Annotated in this window: 24 protein-coding genes; 6 read left to right on the top strand and 18 right to left on the bottom strand. The window is 38.9% G+C overall.

What is annotated here, in order from left to right; genetic code table 11:
* Positions 1-6: 6 nt before the first annotated feature.
* From ABC255_RS15190 to ABC255_RS15175, 4 genes are all read right to left on the bottom strand, one after another.
* Positions 7-627, bottom strand: a complete 621-nt coding sequence (locus ABC255_RS15190; RefSeq protein WP_412994705.1) for a DUF6944 family repetitive protein — start codon at positions 625-627, stop codon at positions 7-9.
* 83 nt (positions 628-710) lie between these two features.
* On the bottom strand, positions 711-2438 hold the full coding sequence (locus ABC255_RS15185; RefSeq protein ID WP_412994704.1) for an aromatic amino acid hydroxylase: 1728 nt from the start codon (positions 2436-2438) through the stop codon (positions 711-713).
* A gap of 26 nt (positions 2439-2464) precedes the next feature.
* Positions 2465-2761, bottom strand: coding sequence for a 4a-hydroxytetrahydrobiopterin dehydratase (locus tag ABC255_RS15180; RefSeq protein WP_412994703.1), 297 nt, complete (start codon positions 2759-2761; stop codon positions 2465-2467).
* Positions 2762-2911: 150 nt separating this feature from the next.
* On the bottom strand, positions 2912-4015 hold the full coding sequence (locus tag ABC255_RS15175; protein ID WP_412994701.1) for a metallophosphoesterase: 1104 nt from the start codon (positions 4013-4015) through the stop codon (positions 2912-2914).
* A gap of 181 nt (positions 4016-4196) precedes the next feature.
* Between ABC255_RS15175 and ABC255_RS15170 the strand changes: the two genes are divergently transcribed.
* Entirely contained in the window at positions 4197-5348 is a 1152-nt protein-coding gene (locus tag ABC255_RS15170; RefSeq protein WP_412994700.1) for a glycoside hydrolase family 18 protein, read from the top strand.
* A 42-nt stretch (positions 5349-5390) separates the two neighbouring features.
* On the opposite strand, the gene trhO is transcribed toward ABC255_RS15170, so the two are convergent.
* From trhO to ABC255_RS15150, 4 genes are all read right to left on the bottom strand, one after another.
* A complete protein-coding gene (gene trhO / locus ABC255_RS15165) occupies positions 5391-6338 on the bottom strand; it encodes an oxygen-dependent tRNA uridine(34) hydroxylase TrhO (protein WP_412994698.1) in 948 nt (315 codons plus the stop codon).
* A gap of 312 nt (positions 6339-6650) precedes the next feature.
* Positions 6651-7433, bottom strand: a complete 783-nt coding sequence (locus tag ABC255_RS15160) for a DODA-type extradiol aromatic ring-opening family dioxygenase (protein ID WP_412994696.1) — start codon at positions 7431-7433, stop codon at positions 6651-6653.
* Positions 7434-7452: 19 nt separating this feature from the next.
* On the bottom strand, positions 7453-7872 hold the full coding sequence (locus ABC255_RS15155; protein WP_412994694.1) for a DoxX family protein: 420 nt from the start codon (positions 7870-7872) through the stop codon (positions 7453-7455).
* A 25-nt stretch (positions 7873-7897) separates the two neighbouring features.
* A complete protein-coding gene (locus tag ABC255_RS15150) occupies positions 7898-8530 on the bottom strand; it encodes an alpha/beta hydrolase (RefSeq protein WP_412994692.1) in 633 nt (210 codons plus the stop codon).
* 208 nt (positions 8531-8738) lie between these two features.
* Here ABC255_RS15150 and ABC255_RS15145 point away from each other — a divergent pair, with 208 nt between their 5' ends.
* The gene (locus ABC255_RS15145) at positions 8739-9266 is read left to right on the top strand and encodes a helix-turn-helix domain-containing protein (RefSeq protein WP_412998567.1); all 528 of its coding nucleotides are present in this window, start codon (positions 8739-8741) and stop codon (positions 9264-9266) included.
* A gap of 41 nt (positions 9267-9307) precedes the next feature.
* On the opposite strand, the gene ABC255_RS15140 is transcribed toward ABC255_RS15145, so the two are convergent.
* From ABC255_RS15140 to ABC255_RS15125, 4 genes are all read right to left on the bottom strand, one after another.
* Positions 9308-10246, bottom strand: coding sequence for an MBL fold metallo-hydrolase (locus ABC255_RS15140; RefSeq protein ID WP_412994691.1), 939 nt, complete (start codon positions 10244-10246; stop codon positions 9308-9310).
* A 339-nt stretch (positions 10247-10585) separates the two neighbouring features.
* Positions 10586-11740 (bottom strand): thiolase family protein, encoded by a 1155-nt coding sequence (locus tag ABC255_RS15135; RefSeq protein ID WP_412994689.1) that lies wholly within the window; start codon positions 11738-11740, stop codon positions 10586-10588.
* Between the two features lie 46 nt (positions 11741-11786).
* Positions 11787-12554 (bottom strand): 3-hydroxyacyl-CoA dehydrogenase, encoded by a 768-nt coding sequence (locus tag ABC255_RS15130; RefSeq protein ID WP_412994687.1) that lies wholly within the window; start codon positions 12552-12554, stop codon positions 11787-11789.
* 21 nt (positions 12555-12575) lie between these two features.
* Complete coding sequence (locus ABC255_RS15125) at positions 12576-13712, bottom strand: CaiB/BaiF CoA transferase family protein (RefSeq protein ID WP_412994686.1); 1137 nt, start codon at positions 13710-13712, stop codon at positions 12576-12578.
* 177 nt (positions 13713-13889) lie between these two features.
* Here ABC255_RS15125 and ABC255_RS15120 point away from each other — a divergent pair, with 177 nt between their 5' ends.
* The gene (locus tag ABC255_RS15120; protein ID WP_412994684.1) at positions 13890-14480 is read left to right on the top strand and encodes a TetR/AcrR family transcriptional regulator; all 591 of its coding nucleotides are present in this window, start codon (positions 13890-13892) and stop codon (positions 14478-14480) included.
* Between the two features lie 31 nt (positions 14481-14511).
* On the opposite strand, the gene ABC255_RS15115 is transcribed toward ABC255_RS15120, so the two are convergent.
* Complete coding sequence (locus ABC255_RS15115) at positions 14512-14634, bottom strand: hypothetical protein (RefSeq protein ID WP_412994682.1); 123 nt, start codon at positions 14632-14634, stop codon at positions 14512-14514.
* Between the two features lie 42 nt (positions 14635-14676).
* The gene (locus ABC255_RS15110) at positions 14677-14925 is read right to left on the bottom strand and encodes a hypothetical protein (RefSeq protein WP_412994680.1); all 249 of its coding nucleotides are present in this window, start codon (positions 14923-14925) and stop codon (positions 14677-14679) included.
* A gap of 142 nt (positions 14926-15067) precedes the next feature.
* Between ABC255_RS15110 and ABC255_RS15105 the strand changes: the two genes are divergently transcribed.
* Positions 15068-16435 carry an aldehyde dehydrogenase gene (locus tag ABC255_RS15105; protein WP_412994679.1) on the top strand — a complete coding sequence of 456 codons (1368 nt, stop codon included), beginning with the start codon at positions 15068-15070 and terminating at the stop codon, positions 16433-16435.
* 247 nt (positions 16436-16682) lie between these two features.
* Here the strand turns inward: ABC255_RS15105 and ABC255_RS15100 are convergent, their stop codons facing one another.
* The 3 genes from ABC255_RS15100 to pruA form a co-directional block, all read right to left on the bottom strand.
* Positions 16683-17948 (bottom strand): Glu/Leu/Phe/Val family dehydrogenase, encoded by a 1266-nt coding sequence (locus ABC255_RS15100; RefSeq protein ID WP_412998566.1) that lies wholly within the window; start codon positions 17946-17948, stop codon positions 16683-16685.
* A 69-nt stretch (positions 17949-18017) separates the two neighbouring features.
* Positions 18018-19220: an ornithine--oxo-acid transaminase gene (locus ABC255_RS15095; RefSeq protein WP_412994678.1), complete on the bottom strand. Its 1203-nt coding sequence runs from the start codon at positions 19218-19220 to the stop codon at positions 18018-18020.
* Positions 19221-19232: 12 nt separating this feature from the next.
* Positions 19233-20777, bottom strand: a complete 1545-nt coding sequence (pruA, locus tag ABC255_RS15090; RefSeq protein ID WP_412994676.1) for an L-glutamate gamma-semialdehyde dehydrogenase — start codon at positions 20775-20777, stop codon at positions 19233-19235.
* A 205-nt stretch (positions 20778-20982) separates the two neighbouring features.
* On the opposite strand from pruA, the gene ABC255_RS15085 reads away from it, so the two are divergent.
* Both ABC255_RS15085 and ABC255_RS15080 read left to right on the top strand, forming a co-directional pair.
* Positions 20983-22407 carry a sigma-54 interaction domain-containing protein gene (locus ABC255_RS15085; protein ID WP_412994674.1) on the top strand — a complete coding sequence of 475 codons (1425 nt, stop codon included), beginning with the start codon at positions 20983-20985 and terminating at the stop codon, positions 22405-22407.
* A gap of 100 nt (positions 22408-22507) precedes the next feature.
* Entirely contained in the window at positions 22508-22912 is a 405-nt protein-coding gene (locus ABC255_RS15080) for a hypothetical protein (protein ID WP_412994673.1), read from the top strand.
* Positions 22913-23223: 311 nt separating this feature from the next.
* Here ABC255_RS15080 and ABC255_RS15075 read toward each other — a convergent pair whose 3' ends face one another.
* On the bottom strand, positions 23224-24711 hold the full coding sequence (locus ABC255_RS15075) for an amino acid permease (RefSeq protein ID WP_412994671.1): 1488 nt from the start codon (positions 24709-24711) through the stop codon (positions 23224-23226).
* Positions 24712-24760 lie beyond the last annotated feature (49 nt).

Here is a 24760-nt window from a genome sequence, read left to right as displayed (position 1 = left end):
AACTTATCACGTTATTTCTTCGGTGTTCATTTCTATATTCTCCTTTGTTTGAGCAATGGCTGAAATCACTGACCCAACAGCTTGTATCCAGCTACCGTTTATGCCTAAAGATTGGCTGGAGGTTAATTGGTTGGACTCATTACTTTCCCTATATCCTTTAAATCGATCAGCGTTTTTTTCACGAAGGCTTTTTAGCTCTTCAGCCCCGCCAAGAGCTTGCATTGAATTTCCAGTAATCTGTAAGACATTTCCTACAATATTAAGTGTTCTAATGGTGGATGGATCATCAAGTAAATCCTCCGGAAGTGCGATACCTCCCCCTACTGCTTGCAGCAAATTTCCGTTAATATCCAACTTAAGCTTGTTCTCTTCTGAAATATTCAATAGAATTCCAGCTACAACAGTGGAATTGCCGATCGCTTGAGCTTCATTTCCAAGCTTTCCTAAGGTGAATCCTTCTTGTGCATCCGCAATTAAGGCATTACCAGTGCCTTGAAGGACATTTCCCCATAAGTTCAGACTTTCTTGTGTATCTTCATTAAGGGAGGGTGTACTTCCAACAGCAGCTGTAACGGTTCCTACAGCTTGAATCCACGCCCCGAAAAGTTCTTTTAGTTGATTTTCCATAGAAAAACCGCCCATCGATTAAACCTTTAATAAGTATATTCAATGGGTGGTGTATTGATATTCATCAAGGATTATTGTATTCATCATGTATTAGTTAGCATAAGACCTCTATCAATTAACACTGGAAACTCTTCATGCAAAAGCTTTATATCTTCAAGCTGGTTTTTTAGTAATAACTGTTGGTCTGGCATTAGTTTATGTTTCACCAACAACTCCATTACCTCAATTCGTAATAACCAATCTTCTTTATAATCAGTCTTTAATTTACTAATCACCTCAAGTATGACTTGTTCAATGTCATCCTTCTGTTTTTCACGTATATTTCTTACCTTCCCATACAACTGTTCTAACTGAGATAATTCTCTTCTAACAAGTGGCTTGGTTTCAACTTCCTCTAAATCCGCATAATATTGCTCAGAATCCGCCGCGCCTGCAAAAACTGAGGTAATGTACTCACCGATTGCCAAATCATACGTACCCCAATCTTGATGGAATAAGGTTTGTTCTCCGTATGAAACCGTACAATCCTTAAACGATATCAGCAGAAGTTTGCCATCATTCCGATAGAAATGTTGTGGAGTCCCTGCCACCTTAACACCACTCTCATAAACGATCGTCGATTTTTTTCCTATCTCTATTCCAATTCTTTCTAGTTCATCATCACTAAGCTGTTCTACTGCTTTTATGCTTTTTGCTATTTTTCCAATTGGAGCTCCGAATCCGTCTTGATGTGCCGTTTTTCCATGACCAGTCAATTCGGTATTTTGATAAGCCAATGCGGATGGACCTTCTGTTTGGATGTAAATTGCTTCACCATTTTCACCTTTAATAAGGTTACGTAAGGTTCCTGTTAGCTGCAGCCCTGAGCTATATTGAATCGTAGCAGTATGATTCGAACGAAGTGCTTTATCTAATCCTTTTGTTCCACCAACGTTAAATGCCATGGTTTTTGAAAATTCCATCACTGCATTGATTAATTGATCAAAGCTGTCACAAACGAAAAGCTGCGGCTGTGGTTTGGTAATATCAAAGCCAGTTTCGATAACAGTTTGCAAGTCAAAAGCAATTTTCTTAACCGCAGCCGTTAAACTGCTTCTTCCTTCCGATACAGAGGATAACAATCCAGCTCCATATATTTGTGGGTGATCGACACTGCCAATAAGGCCGTATTCAACGGTCCACCAATATAAACGGGAAATTTGTTCAGCTTCTGATAATTCGGTAACAGCCGCTTGTTTTTCTTCCATAGTCGTTTTAGCTTCCTCAATTTCTGCTTTGGTTGCTTTTCCGCTTTCTAATAAATTCGAATAGGTTCGGACTGCTTCAAATAATTCATGCTCTTCACTTGTTGCCAATGCTTTTGAACCAATTTGTCCGAAAAGCTTTACATATTCCGAGAATTTCTCCTCGCAAAGGATTGGTGCATGACCCGCCGCTTCATGAATAATGTCAGGTGCTGGTGTATATTGAATGTTTTCTAGTTTACGTATGTCAGATGCTATCGGCAGGATACCATGCGCTTGAAAGTCGAAGAAGATAACACCGGGGATAAAACCATCAATATTCGCTGCACCCCAGCCGAACGGCTCTAACGCTTTGTTCATATCTGTTACATTAGGTATTTTCTCAACCGATATCCCAGAGGACTTTAACCCGCCAACATACGCTTGATGAGCAGTGTCTTTTAAATAGTTATGGTTTTGTCTCATTACATAACGCCAAACCGCATGATCAATCGGTGTGTATTTCTCATATTGCTGGTCAACCACATATTTTTGTAAGTGTCTCGGAATTTTCCTTGCTTCCCCCATATAGAACCTCTCCCTCTAGAAGAAAATTAACTTTTCGTTTGTAAGTAAAATTCATCGTATTTGAGTGCTAATTCAAAATCTAAAGCAGTTAAACCCCTTGCATTCCATGACGAAATTCTTAAGGTTACGACCTTATAATCTATTGAAATAAATGGATGATGGTTAACCTGCTCAGACAGGTTTGCTGCAAGATTCACAAACTCAATTCCTTTTAAATAATCGCGAAAACGATACTTTCGCTCAATCCATTTTTCATCCGTTAATCTCCAGTCAGGAACGGAGGATAACTTTTCTTGAACTTCTGAAGGCAATAATTTTCCCATTCGCTTCTCTCCTTTATACAAATAAAGCGCTTTCATAAAAACTCACAGTCATCAATAAATACTATTCAATTAGAATAAAAAAAACACTGTCAGTTATCTATTGTTTGGAAATGAAAAAAATCTACCTGTTTTCCAGATAGATTTTTTCACTTATTTCATTGGGTTAAATGTAACATTGATTTGGACAATTTCTGAACGTGTACCAATTCGGAGCGGCAGTCCCCACACACCATAGCCGGAGGAAACAATGGATTGGAGCTGCCCTTTTTTCAGATAGCCAAAGTCGTTTTCAAAAATCATATTCGTTATGAGATTGCCGGGTGCAACCTGACCCCGATGTGTGTGACCCGATAGAATAAGGTCCACCCCGTTCTTTTCGGCAATATCTAAATCATATGGCTGATGTTCAAGAAGAAAAATAGGTTTCTTTAAATCGACCTGCTTCATTAATTCCGGAAGCTCTGCTCTTACAACATCCTGATATCCCCTGTCTTTCCTTCCCACAAGGACAATCCCTTCAGGAAGGTTTAGGACCTCGTCATCTAAAACCTTCATGCCGCTATTATTAAAAATCTTTACAAGATCCACGTCATCACGATCATGATTCCCTAAGGAAGCATAAACAGGAGCTTGGATTTGTTTTAGTATCTCTGGAATTCCCTTTTCAAGAAAAGGTGTAATATCATCATCGATAATATCTCCTGGAAAAAGTACTAAGTCAGGTTTTTGTGTATTTATGTACTCAACGAGTTTTTTTGCCTGCCCGCTTCCGGACAAATCTCCGAAATGCATATCCGATGCCATAATAATTTTCAAGCTTTGTTTCCCATCTACCTGTTTCGGGATAGTAATCTGATAGGCTTTCGCTTTCGGACTGTATGCATTAAACATTCCGAATAAGAATGAACCAACAATCACAATTAATACGGTGTATCCTGTCCATTTAACAAACTTCTTTTTCTGTATCTTTGTAAATCTTCTTAAAAAAACCGCTAAATTGGCTACAGGTATCAGCAATAGTAGAAAGTAAAATAACGAAAGCCACGCAGCACCGAGCCAAGTGAAGAACAAACTCTCATCGAGCCAGCGTGAGAAAACAAAAGAATAAGCAAAAATAACGAGTACAACCCAGAACATTATTTTTATACTCTTTCGTTCACCACTAATTTGCTTCAGCCAAACCCAAATATTATAGCCAATGTAAAAAATCAATACATTATATAGTAAAATAATTCCTATTCCAACAGCCCACACAGAAGTAAATCTCCTTTTCACTAGAAGTCTTACTATAATTAGACAATATTTGAGCTTATTTAACAAATAAATAGGACTCACAATTTACCATTTTTTCGCAAGGTTGATATTACCAACACATCCTCCTCTTATTTTTTGATACAATTTTAAAGTCAGAGAATAATAGGGAGGAATACAATCTATGAAAAAAAGCAAAATCCTCCTTGCCCTGGTAATCCTCATTACCTTTACAGGGGGAATATTTACAGGAGTGTTATATTCCAAAAATAAAACAGAACAAGCGTCAAAACCGCTTAAAATAGAAAAAGCCTCAGAATCAGTAAAAAATCCCGAAGAAAAAGCAATTCCAAAGGAAAGTATTGAGGAATCAAAAGTGTTATTGGGGTATGTACAGGATTTTCGCGACCCGAATGTGGTTGATTACTCCAAGTTAACACATGCAATCTTCTCGTTTGCACATCCGACACCGGATGGAGGGATATTGCTAAATGGTGATACAGCCATCAATAATTTACGTGCGATGGTTAAAGAAGCTGACAAACACAATACAAAAGTAATCTTAGCGGTTGGCGGCTGGTTTCATATAAATGGCGGGGAATCCTACGAGCCGTTTAAAACAGCCATCAGTAATCCTGACTCTAGAACAAGACTAGTGAATGAACTTACTAGTATTGCAGACCGTGAACAACTGGACGGTATTGATATAGACTTTGAGCACCCTCGTTCAAAAGCCGACGGTGCAAACTTGGCTGCATTTGCTAAAGAGCTAAGTGATCAGCTTCATCCAAAAGGTAAAGAACTATCGATTGCGGTTTATGCCAAAATTCATGCGGTGACAGGCACCGAGATGGGCTTTGTTGTTTATGAACCTTCTACTTTCCAATATGTCGACCATGTAAATATTATGGCCTATGACGGCCAGTGGGATGGCGGTTACAACGCAGCGAATTTATCTCCTTATCCGTTTACGGAGAAAATAGTAAACTATTGGGCAAATTTGTTTGACCAAAACAATTTGCCGAAAGAAAAGCTTGTTTTAGGAGTTCCTTTTTATGCTCAGCCTGAAGACCCTGCCATTAAACAGGTCTCGTATGCGGCCATCATCAATCAGGATCCTGCAAATGCAGCTAAGGATATGGTTAGTATGAACGGAACGACATATCATTATAATGGTGTAGAAACGATTAAAAAGAAGACGGATTTAGCACTCGATCACGGCTTTGGCGGAATGATGTTGTGGGAAGCAGGTCATGACAGCAAAGGCGACCATAGCTTAACAACAGCAATATACGATGAATTAGTTAAATCGAGTGATAACCTCGCAAAAAAATAACAAAAGGCTGCACACTCTAAACGAAGAGCGTGCAGCCTTTTCTTATGCTTGTAAATTCATCAATCTTTCTTTTACTTCTTCTTCACTTAATCCGTGCTGAGCCACATAGCGGTTTCTTGGGTGTGTTCTGCACTCATGTGAACAGCTGCGTAAATGACGGTGTTCATTTTCCTCAGAGCATAGAATCTTCTTATTACACTCTGGATTAGCACAGTTAACGTAACGCTCACAAGGCTCTCCTGTGTAATAATCCTTACCTACCACCACATGCTCTTTTTGATTGACTGGAACCGCAATGCGCTCGTCAAATACATAAAGCTGTCCATCCCATAAGTCACCTTGAACCTCTGGGTCTTTTCCGTAAGTCACAATTCCGCCTTCTAATTGTGAAACATCTTCAAATCCTTCTTTCACAAGCCAGCCTGAAAATTTTTCACAGCGGATACCGCCTGTGCAATAAGTAAGAATCTTTTTACCTTCGAATTGCTCCTTGTTATCTCTTATCCAGTCTGGCAAATCACGGAAATTTAATATATCAGGTCGAACGGCGCCTCTGAAATGACCTAAATCAAATTCATAATCATTCCGTGCATCAATCACAACCGTATCTTCTCTTTGCATAGCTTCAAAAAATTCTTTCGGTTTTAAATGCTTTCCTGTTGTAACAAGAGGATCCACATCGTCTTCTAAACGTAGTGTAACAAGCTCTGGTCGAAGACGAACACGCATTTTTTTGAACGCATGCTCTGTTGCTTCATCAATTTTAAAGATGGTACCTGCAAAAAGTGGATGCTCGTCCATGTATTTCATATATGCATCCGTTTGCTCAGGTGTACCTGAGACCGTACCGTTAATACCTTCAGAAGCTAAAATAATCCGACCCTTTAAACCCAATTCATTACAAAACTGAAGATGCTCTTGTTGAACCTCCTCAGGATTCTCAATAGTGACATATTTATAATATAATAACACTCTAAATTCTTGATTCATATTTACCACCTTATTAACTTTTATACATTCTTTATATTAATAACCGAATTATTATATCAAAAACCCTACATATATTTCAATTGATTAGAATTACTATTCCCTTTATTAAAATAAAAAGGCATCCTACCGTTGATTTTAATTGGGTAGGATACCTATTAATGGGTCGTTTGTAGATATATTCAAAAAGCGTGTAGATAATTAATGATTTTGTGCAGATATCCTTTAAGAATGTGTAGATTTCGGCCAATATTCAGTAGAAATATCCGGAAAACGTGTAGATATCTTCAAAAAACCACCATTTGAGACATTTTGTTATTCTCCAAATTTCCATACGCTGTGACTTAGGTTCCCATATCGAAAACTGCGATGTAATAATTTTGCTTTTTTGTTATCATCTGCTGCACCCATTGCGTAAAAAATCGGAACAAAGTGTTCATTTCCATATGGAGGTACAGCATATTGTGCATTGGGAGCTAGTGAATCATACTTAAACAATGAATCCGTATCCCATGTGTGAAGATGATGGGCTAACCAATCATCGAACTCCACCGCCCATGTATCTACTTGTCCATTATCCGCAAAATTCACGGCCCTTAAATTATGAACTGTCCCCCCGCTGCCAATGATTAAAACATCTTTGGCACGTAATGCAGAGAGTGATTTTCCGATTTTATATTGTTCTTCCGGTGTAAGTGAAGGGTTAACAGACATTGCTATTACAGGCACATCTGCATTTGGGTAAAGTAAACGGAGCACCACCCATGCGCCATGATCCAATCCGCGTTTCGTTTCTACCTCAACAGGAATACCATTTCCTTTGAATAAATCCATTATTTCATTAGAGATATCCTCTGAACCTTTAGCTGGATATTTAATGGTATAGAGTGCTGGGTCAAATCCACCGAAATCATAAATGGTGTCATATTGAGCTACTTTGCTTACTTTTTGTGCTCTAGACTCCCAATGCGCGGAAAATAAAACAATTGCCTTTGGACGTGGTAAAGACTGTCCGAGTTTACTTAAGAATTGAGTATACTCATTGTTTTCAATCGCAAGCAATGGTGCACCATGAGCGATAAACAGCGATGGCATCATAGTACTTTTCCCTCCTGTATTAAAGTGATTGTGTCTGGTTATTTTGTCCTTTGAAAAACACTTTATCTAGCGCAAACATCTTACTATCGTTGATGGCAATAAATAATGCGATTACTAGTAATGCTAAATCTAATTCCCAACCAGCACCTTGACCATTTCCTAAGAAGCCGCCAGCTAATTTCACTTTAACAGTCGCTCCAAGCATTAATACCACAAACAATCCTGATACAATTCTGCTTCCTAACCCAAGGATTAAAGCAAGTCCTCCAACCATTTCTACCACTGCAACACCGTAGGCAAGAACACCTGGTAGACCAATGGAATCAAACCAGCCCACGATATTTTCAATCCCGCCTTGGAATTTCACTAATCCATGGATAAAAAACGTTGCCCCTAATACTAAACGTAAAATTAATGTACTTACCTCAATCTTTTTCATATTAACTACCTCTCCCTTAATGTTTTTATTTTTCTAATTCTTGTATTAACCAGTTTGTAAAATCCTGCAGATTACGTAAGGAAACACTATGTCCTTCTTGGTAAGTCTTAAAAGTAACATTTGCACCTAATTGACGAAAATACTCGTTGTTGGCAAGACCCCATTCAAATGGAAGTACTTGGTCCATTTCTCCATGTGTTATAAACACGGACACTTCATCCACAGGTTTGATCGCATATTCTTCTTTTACAAATGCCGGAATGTAACCACTAAGTGCAACAATTCCTTTTATTTTATTTCCTAATGTTAAACCTAGCGTCATTGCTAAAATCGCACCTTGGCTAAAACCTAATAAGTATAATTGAGATGTATCTAGCGGATACTGTTCGCAAGCATAGTCAATAAAGCTCGTAAGTTTACTCACACCTTCATCAAAAACTTCTCGATGCGGCTTGCCGTACCCTTCAATAGTAAAGAAAGCATAGCCTGGAGGCTGCGGGAGATGACCGCGAATACTGAAAATGTAGAACTGTTCTTCTAATCCGTTTACCAAAGACAGCATGTTTTGTTCATTACTGCCAATTCCATGCATGATAAACAATGCTGGATATTTTTTATCCGGATGGATTTCTTTTGGACGGCGAATTTCATAGACCATAGGTGCATTCATATATATCATCCCTTCCGATTGTATTTAATTTGTTAATAAATATTCATATTAGTAAACACACATTTAAAAAATAAAATGTTTTATAATATGAACATTTGTTGCTTATAGGATAACAACGAATCCTATGGATTGTCAATGGATTTTTTGCTAATATATAAATATGTTCTATATTAGGAAACCATAAAGGGTGATCAAACTGGATATCGGCGCAAAAATACGTGCAATTAGAAATCGAAAAAAAATCACAATAGCCCAAATGTGTGAAGGTACTGGCCTTTCAAAAGGGTTTATTAGCAATGTAGAAAACAATAACACCTCACCATCGATCAACACGCTGCAAACTATTGCCAACTATTTAGAGGTTCCATTACCTTACTTATTATTAGAAAAAAAACAACATTTACGCGTAGTCAGAAAAGATGCCAGAACAACAACCTCATTAAATCAGTTAAATATTGAACACATCTCATCAATGGGTGGTTTGAGTTTAAGAAGTGTGGAATTTCCGCCAGGTGCCTCGATTGGAGACGCCCATGCGCACGAAGGGGAAGAATGTCATTTAGTGCTTGAGGGAAAAGTCCTGGCAGAGCAAGGGGAAGATTCCGTTATTTTAGAAGAAGGTGACTCCTTCAGCTGGAATGCAAGTGTTCCTCATACAGTGAAAAATATCGGAGATTGTAAAGCGGTTGTATTGATTGCTGTTTATTCAAACAAAGAACAATAACAATTAAAGGCAGGGTGTCGATTTCGAGACACCCTTTCGATTTAAATACCTTCGTAATACCATGTACCTTCCTGAAGAAATTTTTTACATTGGTTGTTTAAAAATAAATACTCCAAATGAGCAAGTGTTTCTCCAACAGCAAAGCGAGTTTCATGGATATTCAAATTTTGAAACAATTGTTGATTAACCTCATAGATGGTTGCTGGTTGTTTAATGGCGTCATACGTCTCCGCTAATCTTTCATGATGATGTGCCAATAGTTCTTCTATTCTTTTATTAGCATTTCTAAATGGCTTCCCATGAGAAGGAACACAAAAGTCTACGTCCAAAGATTTAATTTTTTCCAAAGATGTCATAAAAGATTGTAATGGATTTGGATTTCCAACGAACCAATAAGAAATATTGGGAGAAATTCTTGGTAAAATATGATCGGTTGAAAATAAGATACTATTCTCTTTATTAAATAAAGTGATTAATCCATCGGAATGCCCCGGTGTAAAAATAACCTCGTATTCGTATTTGCCAAATACGAACTTCATTCCTTCTTCCAGATAATGTTGAACAGTGGGATAAGGCTTAACTTGTGGGTTAAAACCACGTTCATCCGTCGTTAACAAGTGAGATAAATTATCAGGAAGCCCGCATTTATCATAGTTTTCATTTACACTCCCTAAAGAGTCCTGCTCCCAATAGGTTAACCCAGCCTCAGCATCAATTTCTGTCATCCATACCTCTGCATTTGTAAGCTGCTGCAATGTCCCGGCATAGCCAAAATGGTCTGGATGGTAATGAGTTAGAATGATGTCCTTTATTTCATGCTTTTCTATGAATGGTCTCCATGTATCCCTGGATACTTTATTATTTAATCCTACGTCGATAATGGTCCACCCGCTTGCCCCTTCAGCTAAAAAACAATTTACATGATTTAATCGAAAAGGCAGCGGTATGGTTACTTGTGTTACACCTATTTCATTGAACAAAAACCCTTCTCCTCCTTACCCTCTAGTTATTATTGGGCTGTGTTAAACTAGGCTGTTGATTTGCGCTCCACTAAGGAATGCTTCTTAGAATAATCATCGCAGGGACAGGCGGTCTTTGCCTGTTCCGAGGCGCTATGCTTTCCGCGGGCTCACCCCGTGAGCCTCCTCGGTCGTTCCGACCTGCGGGGTCTCACTCAGCTCGTTCATCCCGCAGGAGTCAAGTGCCTTCCGCTCCAATCAACAGGTTCATAAATCAACAGTATCCCTTAACACAGCCTATTGTTAAAAGAAAATAAGCAACAAAATGGTTCTTTTGCTGCTTATTTCCTCTTTCAGTTCTTATTCACTAATTCTTTCGATGATTGTTCCGTTGGCCATTCCCCCACCTTCACAAATTGCTTGAAGACCGTAGCGGCCGCCTGTTCTTTCTAATTCATTCATCATCGAGATCATCAATTTGGCGCCTGTTGCTCCGAGTGGGTGTCCAAGGGCAATAGCTCCCCCGTTAGGGTTCAATTTCTTAGGATCTGCCTTAATTTCTTCTAGCCAGCACATTGGTACAGGAGCAAACGCTTCATTTACTTCGTAGGTGTCCATATCTTCGATTGTCAGCCCTGCTTTGGCTAAAACCTGTCTTGTTGCTTCAATTGGACCTGTCAGCATCAAAGTTGGATCAGAGCCTACTACCGAACGGGCAACAATTCGGAATCGAGGTTTAAGCCCTAATTCCTCCGCCTTTTCATGTGACATCAATAATACAGCCGCAGCACCATCACTCATTTGACTGGCATTTCCGGCATGAATTTTACCATTTTCTTTAAAGACTGTTTTAAGCGTGGACAACTTTTCTACAGTGGAGCCCTTACGAGGTCCTTCATCCTGCCTCACTACCACCGTACTGCCATCCTCTAAAGTTACTTCTAAAGGCATAATCTCCCTGTCAAATCTGCCTTCTTCTTGTGCTTTTAACGCACGATTGTGACTTTCAACGGAAAATTCATCTAACTGGGAGCGTGTAAATCCCCACTTATCAGCAATTCTTTCTGCAGATAAGCCTTGGTGTATAATTTCATACCTTGAGGTAAGCTCTTCACTGGACGTTGAATTTTGACGGGTCGAACCAAGTGGGACACGTGTCATGCTTTCAACGCCCCCGGCAATAACAATATCCATATCCCCGCTTAGAATGGCTTGTGCTGCAAAGTGAATAGCCTGCTGACCGGATCCGCATTGACGATCTATAGTGGTTGCTGGTACATGAATAGGGAAATCTGCCATTAGAACTGCATTACGTGCGATATTCAGACCTTGTTCTTCCACCTGTGAGACACAGCCCATGATGACGTCCTGTACGATTCCTGGTGAAATGCCAGCACGATTTACTAATTCTCTTAATACTTTTGCGGCCAAATCATCTGGACGCACGTTACTCAATAGCCCTTTTCTTTTTCCAACAGGTGTACGAACTCCCTCAACGATAACAACTTCACGCATTTTTATCTTCCTCCAATTTGAATTTTATTTTTTAAAAATTAACGACTTACCTTGGTGCCATACGAATGGCACCGTCTAAACGGATAGTTTCTCCATTAAGCATGACATTCTCGATAATCGACTGAGTTAATTGTGCATATTCAGATGGACGTCCGAGTCTGGATGGGAATGGAACTTGGGATTCCAAAGCAGCTTTTGCCTGCTCAGACAATGAACCGAAAAGAGGTGTTTCAATAATGCCAGGAGCGATTGTCATCACCCTGATACCGGATTTCGCTAAGTCGCGTGCAATTGGCAATGTCATTCCTACAACACCGCCTTTTGAGGCACTGTATGCAGCCTGACCAATTTGACCATCAAAAGCGGCAACTGACGCGGTATTGATAATGACCCCTCTTTCACCTTCTTGATTTGGCTGATTGTTGACCATTTGTGCCGCAGCAAGGCGAATGACGTTAAAGGTACCAATTAAATTGATTTCAATTACTTTTTTAAAATTATCAAAACTATGTGGTTGATTTCTGCCAACCGTTTTTTCCGCGACAGCAATACCTGCACAATTCACTACCGTATTAATGCTGCCAAATTGAGCAATAGCAGAGGTGATTGCGTTCTGGACATCTTCTTCACTTGTTACATTCGTTTTGTAAAAAACCGCATTTTCACCTAATTCTTCGGCTAAAGACGTCCCTTTTTCTTCAGAGAGATCAAGAATGGCGGCTTTACCGCCGTTTTTTACAATATTTCGGACAGTTGCTTCACCTAGTCCTGAAGCACCGCCCGTTACCAACGCAATGGAATCTTGTATTCTCATCTTCTTATCCCCTTTCTTTTTTCAATAACCTAGCTCTTTCAAAATTTCGTTTGTATGTTCCCCAAGACTGGGTGAATGACGTCTTGTACTAACAGGTGAATTTGATAGTTTGATAGGATTTCCAATTTGTTTGATTACCCCCACTTCAGGATGAGTAATGTCTTCAATCATTTGACGATGTTTAATTTGTGGATTGTCTGTAAGTTCTTCTGGAGTTAAGACTGGGGAGACACAGGCATCAATACCTTCGAAAAGTTCAATCCATTCTGTTAATGTTTTTTGTTGGATGGCTGTTTGAACTTCCTGCTTCATAATGCGCTGCTGTTCTAAAGGTTCATCTAGTTGGTCAATCAGTTCTTCCTTTCCAATTACTTGGCAAAATTTTTTCCAAAACTTATATTCAAGTGCACCAACGGAAAGAAATCGATCATCTTTTGTTCTATAAATCTCATAACATGCTTTCCCGCCATTTAAAGTTAGTTCCCCACGGTTGAGCTTTTCTCCGGAAGTCCAGTAGTTTGGCAGAATCGTATGCATCCATGAAAGAGCTCCATCAAGCATGGAAATGTCCACAAATTGACCTCGATTCGATTTCTTCGCATCAATAATGGCGAGTAGGATTCCGACTGCAGCCATCAATGCTCCTCCGCCAATATCACCTATTTGAACAGATGGGATCAGAGGCTTTTCGTTTGGTGCTCCTTGTAAATGCAGCAGCCCCGAGTAGCTTAAAAAATTCAAATCATGTCCAGCCTCTTTTGCGTATGGTCCTGATTGGCCATAACCGGTTATTGCGCAATAAATTAGTTTGGGATTATGTACCTTTAAATCCTCATATCCAATACCAAGACGATCCATAACCCCTGGTCGAAATGATTCTATTAGGACATCTGATGTTTTGAGTAAAGAAATAAACGCCTCTTTATCCTTTTCGTCTTTAAGGTCTAGGGTAATGCTGCGTTTATTGCGATTTAAAGAGATAAACATAGCACTTTGATCATCGTTTACTCTTGGTTCGTACCAGCGGGCATAATCCCCGCTTTTGGGATCTTCCACTTTTATTACATCTGCCCCATAATCAGCCAGTAGTAAAGAACAATAAGGGCCAGGCAGAAGTCTTGTGAGGTCAAGAACGCGTATACCTTCAAGAGGTAACAAACTATCATCTCCTTACTTTAAGTGACAACGCTTACACTTCTATTTTAAATAATAGCAATTTTCTTATAATTTTACAATTGATTTATTTTTTGAACCCGTGTTTAAAATTCGTTGATTTTTCAGAAAAGCTGTCCTATATTTAAGATTACAAAGATTAATAGTTAGGGGGGAAAGAAAATGTCCTCTTTTAGAGCGCAAAAAATGGCGAAAAAAAAGCAGGAAATCCTTCGTTCTGCTGCGGCCGTTCTTGTTAATAAAGGATACCAAGGAACAACGATGGAAGAAATTGCTGCCAAGCTTCTAATGACAAAAGGTTCGATGTATTACTATTTTAAAAATAAAGATGACCTACTGTATCAATGCCATTTAATGATTATGGAGATTTGTTTGGATGGAATTGAGAGCGTTATCGATAGTAATCGTAACCCAATTGAAAAGCTAAGATGTGCGATTAAAGAACATATTCTACTTGCAACAAGTGAGAAATCAATGTTCATGGCTCTATCAAAGCCAAATCATAATTTTTCAGAAGAGCAGTTACAAGAAGTTCTCGAGTTAAGAAAAAGTTACTCTCACTATTTTGATAGAATCATACATGAAGGTATAGATAAACAGGTGTTTGGTCCTGTGGACGTAAAAATGGTGCGTCTAATTATTTTAGGTGCTCTCAACTGGATCCAAGAATGGTATGACCAAAATGGTCCTCAAAGTGCAGAAGAAATCTCTGACGCCTATGCAGACTACTTATTAAAAATGGTAGTGAAATGAGGTTAAATGGCTGGAGTGACCAAAGCTGCTTTCATTTTGATTTCCGGTCACAGCAGAGAGCCTGTATTGACCCAAATTCTTTTTCCTCATGCTCTTCGGTCACTCCAGACTGCCTGCATTGACCAAAATCTTTTTCTTCATGCTCTTCGGGCACTCCAGACGAAAGCCTCCTTATCAAACAAGGAGGCTTTGCTTATCATCCTATTTTTTCTTCATGATCTGTATTTAAAAGTACTCTTTTATTTGAAGTAATCGGGGTAAGGTTGGATCGCTTTAATAAATAGTTTAAATGATCCAGTGGCATTGAGCCATGACCTTTTCCATCTTCTAGTGTAAATTGAACGGTAACCCCATTGTTAGTGGTAACCGTCAACGATTCAGCAGAATTAAAATTCCCCTTAATGGTTTGAGAAATTTGATATTTCATTCCTGTTTCAATTGACATTCGCTATCTCCTTTACTGGTATTTAATCATAGTATTCTCCGATAATTTTTATTCATACAAAATTATTCCATTTAGCTTTTATCGAAACTGGTTATTAAAATATGTTGTGTTAGAATATCATTATCTAGGAGGAGGTGCGCTTATGGAAGAGTTTAGTGAATTATTGAAAAGGCAGCGTGATTTCTTTCAAACTGGAAAAACAAAAGATGTAACATATCGAATAGAAGCATTAACATCCTTAGGGGACATGATTCGCTCACATGAGACAGACATTATGGCAGCACTTAAGAAGGATTTGAATAAGAGTGACTTCGACTCTTATATTAGCGAAATGGGAATATTGCTAGAGGAAGTCCGCTTTACTCTCAGAAATATAAGAGATTGGACACAGCCAAGAAAAGTAAAAACAGCAATGACGCAAATTGGATCAAAGAGCTATATTTATTCTGAACCATATGGGGTAGCATTGATCATTTCTCCTTGGAATTATCCCTTGCAATTAGCCATTGCTCCTCTGATTGGTGCGATTGCTGCGGGAAATTGTGCTGTACTTAAACCCTCTGAACTAACACCAGAAACATCAAAACTTATGGCAGATTTGATTAATAAGACATTTCCTGAAGAGTACGTTTCCGTCGTCCAAGGTGATGCCGATACCACTCAGCTGTTATTAAAAGAAAAATTCGATTATATCTTTTTTACTGGTAGTGTTTCAGTTGGAAAGGTAATTATGGAAGCCGCTGCAAAGCACTTAACTCCTGTTACTCTTGAACTGGGAGGGAAAAGTCCTTGTATCGTTCACCATGACGCGAATCTTAAATTAGCAGCCAAACGAATTGCCTGGGGCAAGTTTATCAATGCTGGGCAAACATGTGTTGCACCTGACTATTTATATGTCCACAAAGACATTAAGGAAGAATTCATAAAAATCTTCAAGAATACCATTAGTGAACTATATGAAGATATCGTCAAAAATGGCGAATTTACGAGAATTGTAAGTGAACGTCATTTTAATCGTGTAACCAGCTTACTTACGAGTGGGGAAATCCTTCATGGCGGCAATTATTCCAAGGATTCTCTTACAATTGAGCCAACAGTCCTAGGTGGCGTAACGTGGGATGACCCAGTGATGCAGGAGGAAATTTTCGGACCGGTCCTCCCTATCCTTGAATATGAAAATGAAGCAACAATGATTCAAAAAGTTAATGAACACCCTAAGCCGTTAGCTCTTTATATTTTCTCGGAAAGTAAAGAATACCAAGATAACCTTTTAGATTCTGTTTCTTTTGGCGGGGGCTGTATAAACGATACCGTCATGCACCTTAGTTCACCTTACCTTCCATTTGGTGGTGTTGGCGAAAGTGGAATTGGTGCCTACCATGGAAGGGGAAGCTTCGATGTCTTTTCCCATCAAAAGAGTATCTTAAAACAAACGACCACCTTTGATTTACCATTCCGATATCCAAACCGTAAAGACGCACTAAAACAAATCAAACGTTTTATAAAATAACTTTTAAAAGCCTTACAGATAGCTTCTGCAAGGCTTTTAAAAGTTATTTAGTTGGTTACACCCTCGCATTGATATACTAATTCTCCACCCATATAGGTTTCTAGCACTTTTATCTCATCAATTTTTTCGGGACTCATTTCAAGAATATCTTAATCAAGAACGATAAAGTCCGCTTGATAACCCGTACTTGTGAATCAAAAAATACCCTTCCCTATTTCAATGAAAGAGTATTTTTATCGTATTAATATTAAACCCAGCCTCGGAACTGGGATGCTTCTGCTACTTTTTTTATCCCAACCATATAAGCAGCTAAACGCATATCTACTTGATGAGTCTGTGCTTGTTGATATATCGTATCAAAAGAGCTAACCATTACCTTTTCAAGTTTTTCCATTACTTCTTCTTCCGTCCAATAGTATCCTTGATTGTTTTGCACCCATTCAAAGTACGAAACGGTTACTCCACCAGCACTTGCAAGAATATCCGGAACAAGCAAGATTCCTCGTTCTGTTAAGATTTTGGTCGCTTCTAGAGTAGTCGGTCCGTTTGCGGCTTCAACGACAATACTCGCTTTAATGTTTGCTGCATTCTCTTCAGTGATTTGGTTCGAAATCGCAGCTGGTACCAAAATGTCACAGTCCAATTCTAGTAATTCTTTGTTGCTTATTGTGTCGGTAAATAGTTGAGAGAATGTACCGAAGCTATCTCTTCTATCGAGTAAATAATTAATATCTAATCCGTTTGGATCATATACTGCACCGTACACGTCGGACACTGCAACAACCTTTGCACCAGCATCATGCATAAATTTAGCCAAATAACTGCCCGCATTTCCAAAGCCTTGGATAACGACTCGGGCACCTTGCAGCTCGAATTCCTTTTTCTTAACGGCTTCATTAATACACATAGTTACACCACGAGCAGTTGCGGTTTCACGCCCATGTGATCCACCCAATACCAGTGGTTTACCAGTAATAAATCCTGGAGAATCAAATTCACGTAAACGACTGTACTCATCCATCATCCAAGCCATAATTTGTGAGTTTGTATAAACATCCGGAGCAGGAATATCTTTAGTTGGTCCTACGATTTGACTAATCGCACGCACATAGCCGCGGCTTAATCTTTCAAGCTCTCTAAATGACATCTGCCTCGGGTCACAAATGATACCGCCTTTACCCCCGCCATAAGGAAGATTCGTAATCCCACACTTCAAGCTCATCCAAATGGATAACGCTTTTACCTCCGCTTCATCAACATCAGGATGAAAGCGAACACCGCCCTTTGTAGGTCCGACCGCATCGTTATGCTGTGAACGGTACCCGGTAAATATCTTTACACTGCCATCATCCATCCTAACCGGAATACGGACAGTCAATAACCGAATTGGTTCTTTTAGCAGTTCATACATTTCGTTCTTGTAACCAAGCTTCGTTAGTGCCTCCTGTATGACGGTTTGCGTAGAGTAGAATAAGTTTAACGATTCTTTTTCCTTCTGTTGTTCTTTTGACATTTCTTTAAGTACAGTCGTAACAGACATTTCAGACACCTCGTCGTTTTTGTGGTATTTGATAATCCTCTATTAAGCTAACACTTTCGTAATCTTCTCTAGTGCCCAATCAATTTCTTCCTTCGAGATGATTAGCGGCGGTGCAAAGCGGATAACGGTATCATGTGTTTCTTTACATAATAAGCCTTCTTCCTTTAATTGCTCGCAGTATGGTCTTGCTTCTTCTGTAAGCTCGACTCCAATAAACAAGCCGCGTCCTCTAATTTCTTTAATCCGTGGATGCTTGATCGTTTTTAATTGTTCTAAGAAATAATCACCTAATTCTAGTGAACGTTCTGCTAATTTTTCCTCTTCAATCACTTCTAAAGCAGCAATTGACACTGCACATGCTAGTGGATTGCCTCCGAAAGTTGAACCATGCGATCCTGGATTAAATACTCCCAATACATCTGAGTTGGCAACAACGCAAGAAATCGGGAATACTCCACCGCCTAGTGCTTTACCTAAAATTAACATATCAGGATTTACTTCTTCCCATTCGGTTGCAAACATTTTACCTGTACGCGCTAAGCCAACTTGAATTTCATCAGCAATAAACAATACATTGTTTTCTTTACATAGATTTGCTGCAGCCTTTAAGAATCCTTCAGGAGGTAAAATGATTCCAGCTTCCCCTTGAATTGGTTCAATTAAAAATGCAGCGGTGTTTGGTGTGATGGCGGCTTTTAATGCTTCAAGATCTCCATAAGCAATCAGATTAATTCCAGGAAGCATTGGACCGAAACCACGCTTGTATTCGGGATCAGATGATAATGACACTGCGCCCATTGTACGACCATGGAAGTTACCTGTACATGCGATGATTTCTGCTTGATTTTCAGCAATTCCCTTAACATCATAGCCCCAGCGGCGCGCAGCCTTAAGGGCTGTTTCAACTGCCTCTGCACCTGTATTCATCGGAAGCGCCATTTCTTTATTCGTTATTTTACAAATTTTTTCATACCAGGGACCAAGCTGGTCATTATGGAATGCGCGTGACGTTAATGTTACTTTATCAGCTTGGTCTTTTAATGCTTGAATGATTTTTGGATGACGATGTCCTTGATTTACCGCAGAATAGGCACTTAGCATATCCATATAACGGTTTCCTTCTGGACTTTCAACCCAAACTCCCTCTGCCTTAGACACTACGATTGGCAGTGGATGATAATTATTAGCACCAAATTTTTGTGTTTGCTCAATAATTTCTGTTGTTTTATTTAAAGTAGTATTCATTTTGTTTCCTCCTTATAGCGTTTCAGATGTTGTTTTTGCTTGCATATGGAGAAGTAAATAATCAGGGCCGCCTGCTTTTGAATCTGTTCCTGACATATTGAATCCTCCAAATGGCTGATATCCAACTATGGCACCTGTACACGTACGGTTAAAATAGAGATTTCCTACGTGGAATTCTTCACGGGCACGTTCAATATGCTCACGGTTTTTAGAAATTAAGGCACCTGTTAAACCGTAGTCTGTGTTGTTTGCGATTTTCATCATATGGTCAAAATCACGAGCTTTAGAGAAAGCCACCACTGGTCCAAAAATCTCCTCTTGCATAAGTCGGGCATTTTCGTCTATATCAGCAAAAATGGTCGGCTGAATAAAATAACCTTTCGAATCATCGCCTTCTCCACCAGTCATTAGTCTGCCTTCTTGTTTACCCACTTCGATATAATTCATGATTTTTTTAAATGATTTTTCATCAATCACTGGGCCCATATAATTAGATAGATCTTCTGGGTTACCAAGTGTAAGTGTCTTTGTTAACGCTACAGCTTTTTCGAGCACTTCATCATAAACATCTTGATGAACCACTGCACGAGAGCCTGCAGAACATTTTTGACCAGAGAATCCAAAAGCTGAGTAAACAATACTTGCTGCAGCTAAATCTAGGTCGGCATCATTGTCTACAACCACTGTATCTTTACCGCCCATTTCAGCAATGACGCGTTTGATCCAAATTTGACCTGGGTTAACTTTTGCTGCTCTTTCATTGATCCTGCAGCCTACATCACGAGAGCCAGTAAAGGATACGAAACGAGTTTTCGGGTGGTCAACTAGATAATCCCCAATCTGGGCACCGCTGCCAGGTACAAAGTTCAATACACCATTTGGTAGACCAGCCTCATGCATAAGCTCTACAAATTTTGCAGCCACAATTGGAGTGGAATTTGCTGGCTTAAGAAGGACTGTGTTACCAGAGACAATTGCTGCAACTGTTGTTCCAGCCATAATCGCCAATGGGAAGTTAAATGGTGAAATAATAATTCCTACACCAAGTGGAATATAGTGATATTGATTGTATTCCCCATCACGGCTTTGAACAGGAAAACCTTCTTTAATGCGGAGCATTTGACGACCGTAATATTCGATAAAATCAATGGCTTCAGCAGTATCCGCATCCGCTTCCTTCCATGGCTTTCCAGCTTCTTTTACAAGATAAGCAGAAAATTCATGTTTACGACGGCGTAAAATAGCTGCAGCACGGAATAGAATGTTGGCACGATACTCTGGCTTCCACTTTTTCCAAGATTCAAATGCAGTTAATGCTGTTTGCATAGCCTTTTCTGCTAGTTCTTGGTCTGCCATAGAAACACTGCCGATCACTTCTTCTTTATTTGCTGGATTAATAGATTGAATCTTCTTATCGGTAGAAATAGATTCCCCGCCAATCACAACAGGATATTCCTTACCTAGCTGGGATTGAACATACGAAAGAGCTTGTTGAAATGCTTGTTTATTTGCTTGTTCTGTAAAATTAGTAAATGGTTCATGCGTATACGGTTTCATTCTTTTGCCCCCTTGTGGTTTGTACAAAATATAATAATGCAAGTTCCGTGCCAAACCTAAAATCTACATAAATAAGGGATTTATATTATTAAACGCAAAATATTTTTGCGCCAAATTTTTAAAATATTTTTAATGCAAAAATATTTTGCGCTATTTTAGATTATTTGTTTTAATAGAAAGATAAACTATAAGGGGAATGACTCTCATGGATCAGACAAAAATGACAGTTGAATACCTGCAGTATCTTATTTCTATGTATAAAAGGATCTTAGATGAAGTGGATGTTGGGGTACATGCAGTAGACGCTTTAGGAAATACGGTTATCTATAACAATAAAATGGCCCAAATTGAATCGATGGACATCCAAGATGTCATGAATAAGAATTTACTAGATGTCTTTATGTTTAAAGAAGATCAATCTAGTACACTTGTCAAAGCGCTCCATGATAGAAAAGAGACAAAGAATGTTAAACAAACTTATTTTAATAACAAAGGTCGGGAAATTACAACTAACAACAATACCATTCCAATTTATGAAAAAGAAGAACTGTTGGGTGCAGTTGAAATCGCAAACGACGTGACAAAGCTGGAACGTTTAATAAAAGGGAATATTACGCGAAAAGGAACCACTAGATATACCTTTGACAGTATTACAGGAAACAGTACAGTAATGAAGGAAGTTATTGAAGGTGCCAAACGCGCGGCGCGTACCTCTTCTTACGTATTAATTGTTGGAGAAACCGGTACTGGAAAAGAGTTGTTTGCCCAGAGTATTCATAATGCCAGCAACCGTTTTTCAGGACCTTTTATATCTCAAAACTGCGCGGCATTGCCTGATAATTTAATAGAAAGTCTTCTATTCGGAACAAAGCGCGGTGCTTTTACCGGATCCATCGACCAGCCAGGATTATTTGAACAGGCAAATGGCGGAACGTTATTACTTGATGAGATTAATTCTCTTAATCTAAATCTTCAGGCTAAACTGCTTCGTGCACTTCAAGAAAAAACTATCCGCCGGGTTGGGGATACGAAGGATACCCCTGTTGATGTTCGTGTGATTGCAAATATTAACGAGGACCCAATCGATGCGATAACCAATAATCATATGCGTAAAGACTTGTATTACCGTCTTGGAGTTGTTACTGTCTTCATTCCACCTTTAAGAGAGCGTAAGGAGGATATCCCTTTCCTCGTCCAACATTTTATCAAAAAATATAATGAACTCTTTCAAATGAATGTAAAGGGCTTATCTGAAGAAGTGAAGCAATCGTTTTTGGACTATGATTGGAACGGTAATGTCCGAGAGCTGGAGCATATCATTGAAGCTGCGATGAATATCATCATGGATGACGAAGATATCATTAAGTATCCTCATCTCCCTTATCAATACCGCAGTAAAATGCACGGAAAAGAAAAAAATATCCCCGCTGCTTCGGTAGATAACTTTATCAAAGAACAGTCCGATTTACCTGCTTCACTCAAGGATCAAATGGAATACTTTGAGAAGTCCTATATTGAACATGTCTGGAAAAATAATGATTACAACATTTCAAGAACAGCAGATGTACTAGGATTAAGCCGCCAAAGCCTTCAGTATCGAATGAAAAAACTAAACATCAAACATGAGTAACAAGAACCAGTAAAATTGTCCGGAATTCTTCATAAAATTTGCAGGAATTTGTCGATAAATAAAGGAATATATAATTAGACCTAAAAAAGGAGGAGAATAAATGAAGAAGATATTTACATTACTTTGTACTAGTTTAATTGTGTTATTGATGTTTGTTGGTCCCGGAAATTCAGTAAAAGCCGCAAATCCAATTTTAGTACCAGATTTGTTTTCATGCGGATGTGAAGATCATGGTATCTACCCGATAACAGGTTCTGAAAAGAATAAAATTGTTGCAGAACTTTTGAGTAGCGACGCTTTTAAGACTCAAAAATCGTTGCTCAACAAGGATTATACTTTTAAGGGTGTAAATGAAGTACAAGTTGCTAAGGTCAAAGGTGCAAACATTGTAATGGTTGCTGTTCCTTTTTTCAAAAAATCAGGAACTTTAGAATTTGCAATGTTTACAAATGGAGAATCTAAGGGTATGGCCTTTCCGCCAACAGAAGAAGATCACAACCATTAAAATCCCTAAAAAAGCTAGAGCTGGTATTCCAGCTCTAGCTTTTTTCAAAGTTATTGACTATCCTCTTTCTCATCCATTATCTCATCAAAAGCAGCCGACACTTTATCAAACCCATCGTCACAATGGTAGGAGTTCCATTTACCGATCAAAATGGAAATATTAAAGTGAATGTCGATATTAATGGAGCTTTTGTGGGGACTGTTTTGATGTAAGTTTTAATTTAAGTAAAATAACAGGCCCTTAGTATCTTCCTAAGAGCCTGTTAAATAATTTAATTCAGTTTATTAAACATTCACCAAAACGGATTTTCATTAATTATATTTTTTGTCAAAATCAAACTCGATATCCTCAAGTTTAACCACTTTCGTTTTCCTAACCAGTTTATATCCAAAGAATAAACAAAGGAAAAACGGAATGCCTAAATACGCCGCTACAACACCGCCCCAATCAATCTGGTCCGCAAGAAAGGCTTGGAAATTTTGAGCTAAAATTACGATAATTCCACAAGCAATCGCAAAAATTGGTCCAATCGGAAACCATTTTGCCTTATACGGTAACCTGTCTAGCGAATGCCCTTGGGCGATAAGGGCTTTTCGGAACCGATAATGACTGATGGAAATACCGAGCCAAAAGATAAATCCAGTTATACTAATGGCATTCATTAACCAAATATAGACCATACCATCACCGAAAAAGGAAGCCAAAAAGGCAAGCGCACCTATAGCACAGGTTAGAATAATACCTGCAACTGGAACTCCACGATTGTTAAGTTTTCCAAAAATCCGTGGGGCTTGTCCTGCTTTCGCCATTGAATACAACATACGAGTTGAAGCATATAGGCTGGAATTACCAGCTGATAATACCGCAGTTAAAATTACAGCATTCATAAGAGAAGCCGCAAAGGCAATCCCCGCCTTTTCAAAAATGAGGGTAAATGGACTTACCATCACATTATCATTTTGTAAATTCGGATTGGTATATGGAATAAGAAGTCCAATCACAGCAATCGCCAAAATATAAAAAATTAGGATTCTCCAGAAAACGCTTTTAATCGCCATTGGTACATTTTTGGCTGGATCCTCACTTTCTCCCGCCGTAACTCCCACAATTTCCGTACCTTGGAAAGAAAAACCCGCTGCAATAAAAACTACAAAAACACTTAAAATTCCTCCTGAAAAAGGAGCTTTGTCCATTGTAAAGTTTTTAAAACCTACTGCTTCTCCTCCCATAATGCCGAAAATCATCAATAAGCCAACAATAATAAAGATTACGATTGCTGAAACTTTAATTAAAGAAAGCCAATATTCCCCTTCTCCATACCCTTTAACAGACAAATAATTTAATAGGAAAATTAGTGCTAAGAATGAAGCACTCCAAACCAAGGATGGACTATCAGGAAACCAGAATTTCATAATCATTGTAGAGGCAGCTAACTCAGCTGCAATAGTCATTGCCCAGCTAAACCAATACGTCCATCCAATCGCAAAACCAAATGCAGGATCAACAAATTTAGTTCCATAGGTACTAAACGCACCACTTGTAGGCATAAAGGCAGCCATTTCTCCTAAGCTTGTCATTACAAAAAAGACCATTGCGCCAACTAAAGCATAAGCCAGTAATGCTCCCCCGGGTCCAGCACTGCTTATAGCAGCACCGCTGCTAAGGAATAATCCAGTACCAATTGCTCCTCCTATTGCTATCATCGATAGATGACGTGATTTCAACTCACGTTTTAATGTCTGTTCTTTTTGCTGCTCTACAGATTGCTGGAATCTTTCAATTTCACGCTCTTGTAACATTCTCTTCAGTCCTTTCTTTATTTTAATTAAAGCGGTTACAAAATAAAAA

The sequence above is a fragment of the Neobacillus canaveralius genome (assembly GCF_047237705.1).
In the GTDB taxonomy this organism is placed as follows: Bacteria; Bacillota; Bacilli; order Bacillales; family Cytobacillaceae; genus Neobacillus; species Neobacillus niacini_K.
Note: the sequence above shows the minus strand (reverse complement) of the source record. Positions and strands in the feature narration are given on the sequence as shown.

Bases quoted from the DNA above. Each gene is read 5' to 3' on its own strand.
- ABC255_RS15190 (WP_412994705.1), bottom strand. From the start codon at position 627: ATGGAAAATCAACTAAAAGAACTTTTCGGGGCGTGGATTCAAGCTGTA.
- ABC255_RS15185 (WP_412994704.1), bottom strand. From the start codon at position 2,438: ATGGGGGAAGCAAGGAAAATTCCGAGACACTTACAAAAATATGTGGTT.
- ABC255_RS15180 (WP_412994703.1), bottom strand. From the start codon at position 2,761: ATGGGAAAATTATTGCCTTCAGAAGTTCAAGAAAAGTTATCCTCCGTT.
- ABC255_RS15170 (WP_412994700.1), top strand. From the start codon at position 4,197: ATGAAAAAAAGCAAAATCCTCCTTGCCCTGGTAATCCTCATTACCTTT.
- trhO (WP_412994698.1), bottom strand. From the start codon at position 6,338: ATGAATCAAGAATTTAGAGTGTTATTATATTATAAATATGTCACTATT.
- ABC255_RS15160 (WP_412994696.1), bottom strand. From the start codon at position 7,433: ATGATGCCATCGCTGTTTATCGCTCATGGTGCACCATTGCTTGCGATT.
- ABC255_RS15155 (WP_412994694.1), bottom strand. From the start codon at position 7,872: ATGAAAAAGATTGAGGTAAGTACATTAATTTTACGTTTAGTATTAGGG.
- ABC255_RS15150 (WP_412994692.1), bottom strand. From the start codon at position 8,530: ATGGTCTATGAAATTCGCCGTCCAAAAGAAATCCATCCGGATAAAAAA.
- ABC255_RS15135 (WP_412994689.1), bottom strand. From the start codon at position 11,740: ATGCGTGAAGTTGTTATCGTTGAGGGAGTTCGTACACCTGTTGGAAAA.
- ABC255_RS15130 (WP_412994687.1), bottom strand. From the start codon at position 12,554: ATGAGAATACAAGATTCCATTGCGTTGGTAACGGGCGGTGCTTCAGGA.
- ABC255_RS15120 (WP_412994684.1), top strand. From the start codon at position 13,890: ATGTCCTCTTTTAGAGCGCAAAAAATGGCGAAAAAAAAGCAGGAAATC.
- ABC255_RS15110 (WP_412994680.1), bottom strand. From the start codon at position 14,925: ATGTCAATTGAAACAGGAATGAAATATCAAATTTCTCAAACCATTAAG.
- ABC255_RS15105 (WP_412994679.1), top strand. From the start codon at position 15,068: ATGGAAGAGTTTAGTGAATTATTGAAAAGGCAGCGTGATTTCTTTCAA.
- ABC255_RS15100 (WP_412998566.1), bottom strand. From the start codon at position 17,948: ATGTCAAAAGAACAACAGAAGGAAAAAGAATCGTTAAACTTATTCTAC.
- ABC255_RS15095 (WP_412994678.1), bottom strand. From the start codon at position 19,220: ATGAATACTACTTTAAATAAAACAACAGAAATTATTGAGCAAACACAA.
- pruA (WP_412994676.1), bottom strand. From the start codon at position 20,777: ATGAAACCGTATACGCATGAACCATTTACTAATTTTACAGAACAAGCA.
- ABC255_RS15085 (WP_412994674.1), top strand. From the start codon at position 20,983: ATGGATCAGACAAAAATGACAGTTGAATACCTGCAGTATCTTATTTCT.
- ABC255_RS15080 (WP_412994673.1), top strand. From the start codon at position 22,508: ATGAAGAAGATATTTACATTACTTTGTACTAGTTTAATTGTGTTATTG.
- ABC255_RS15075 (WP_412994671.1), bottom strand. From the start codon at position 24,711: ATGTTACAAGAGCGTGAAATTGAAAGATTCCAGCAATCTGTAGAGCAG.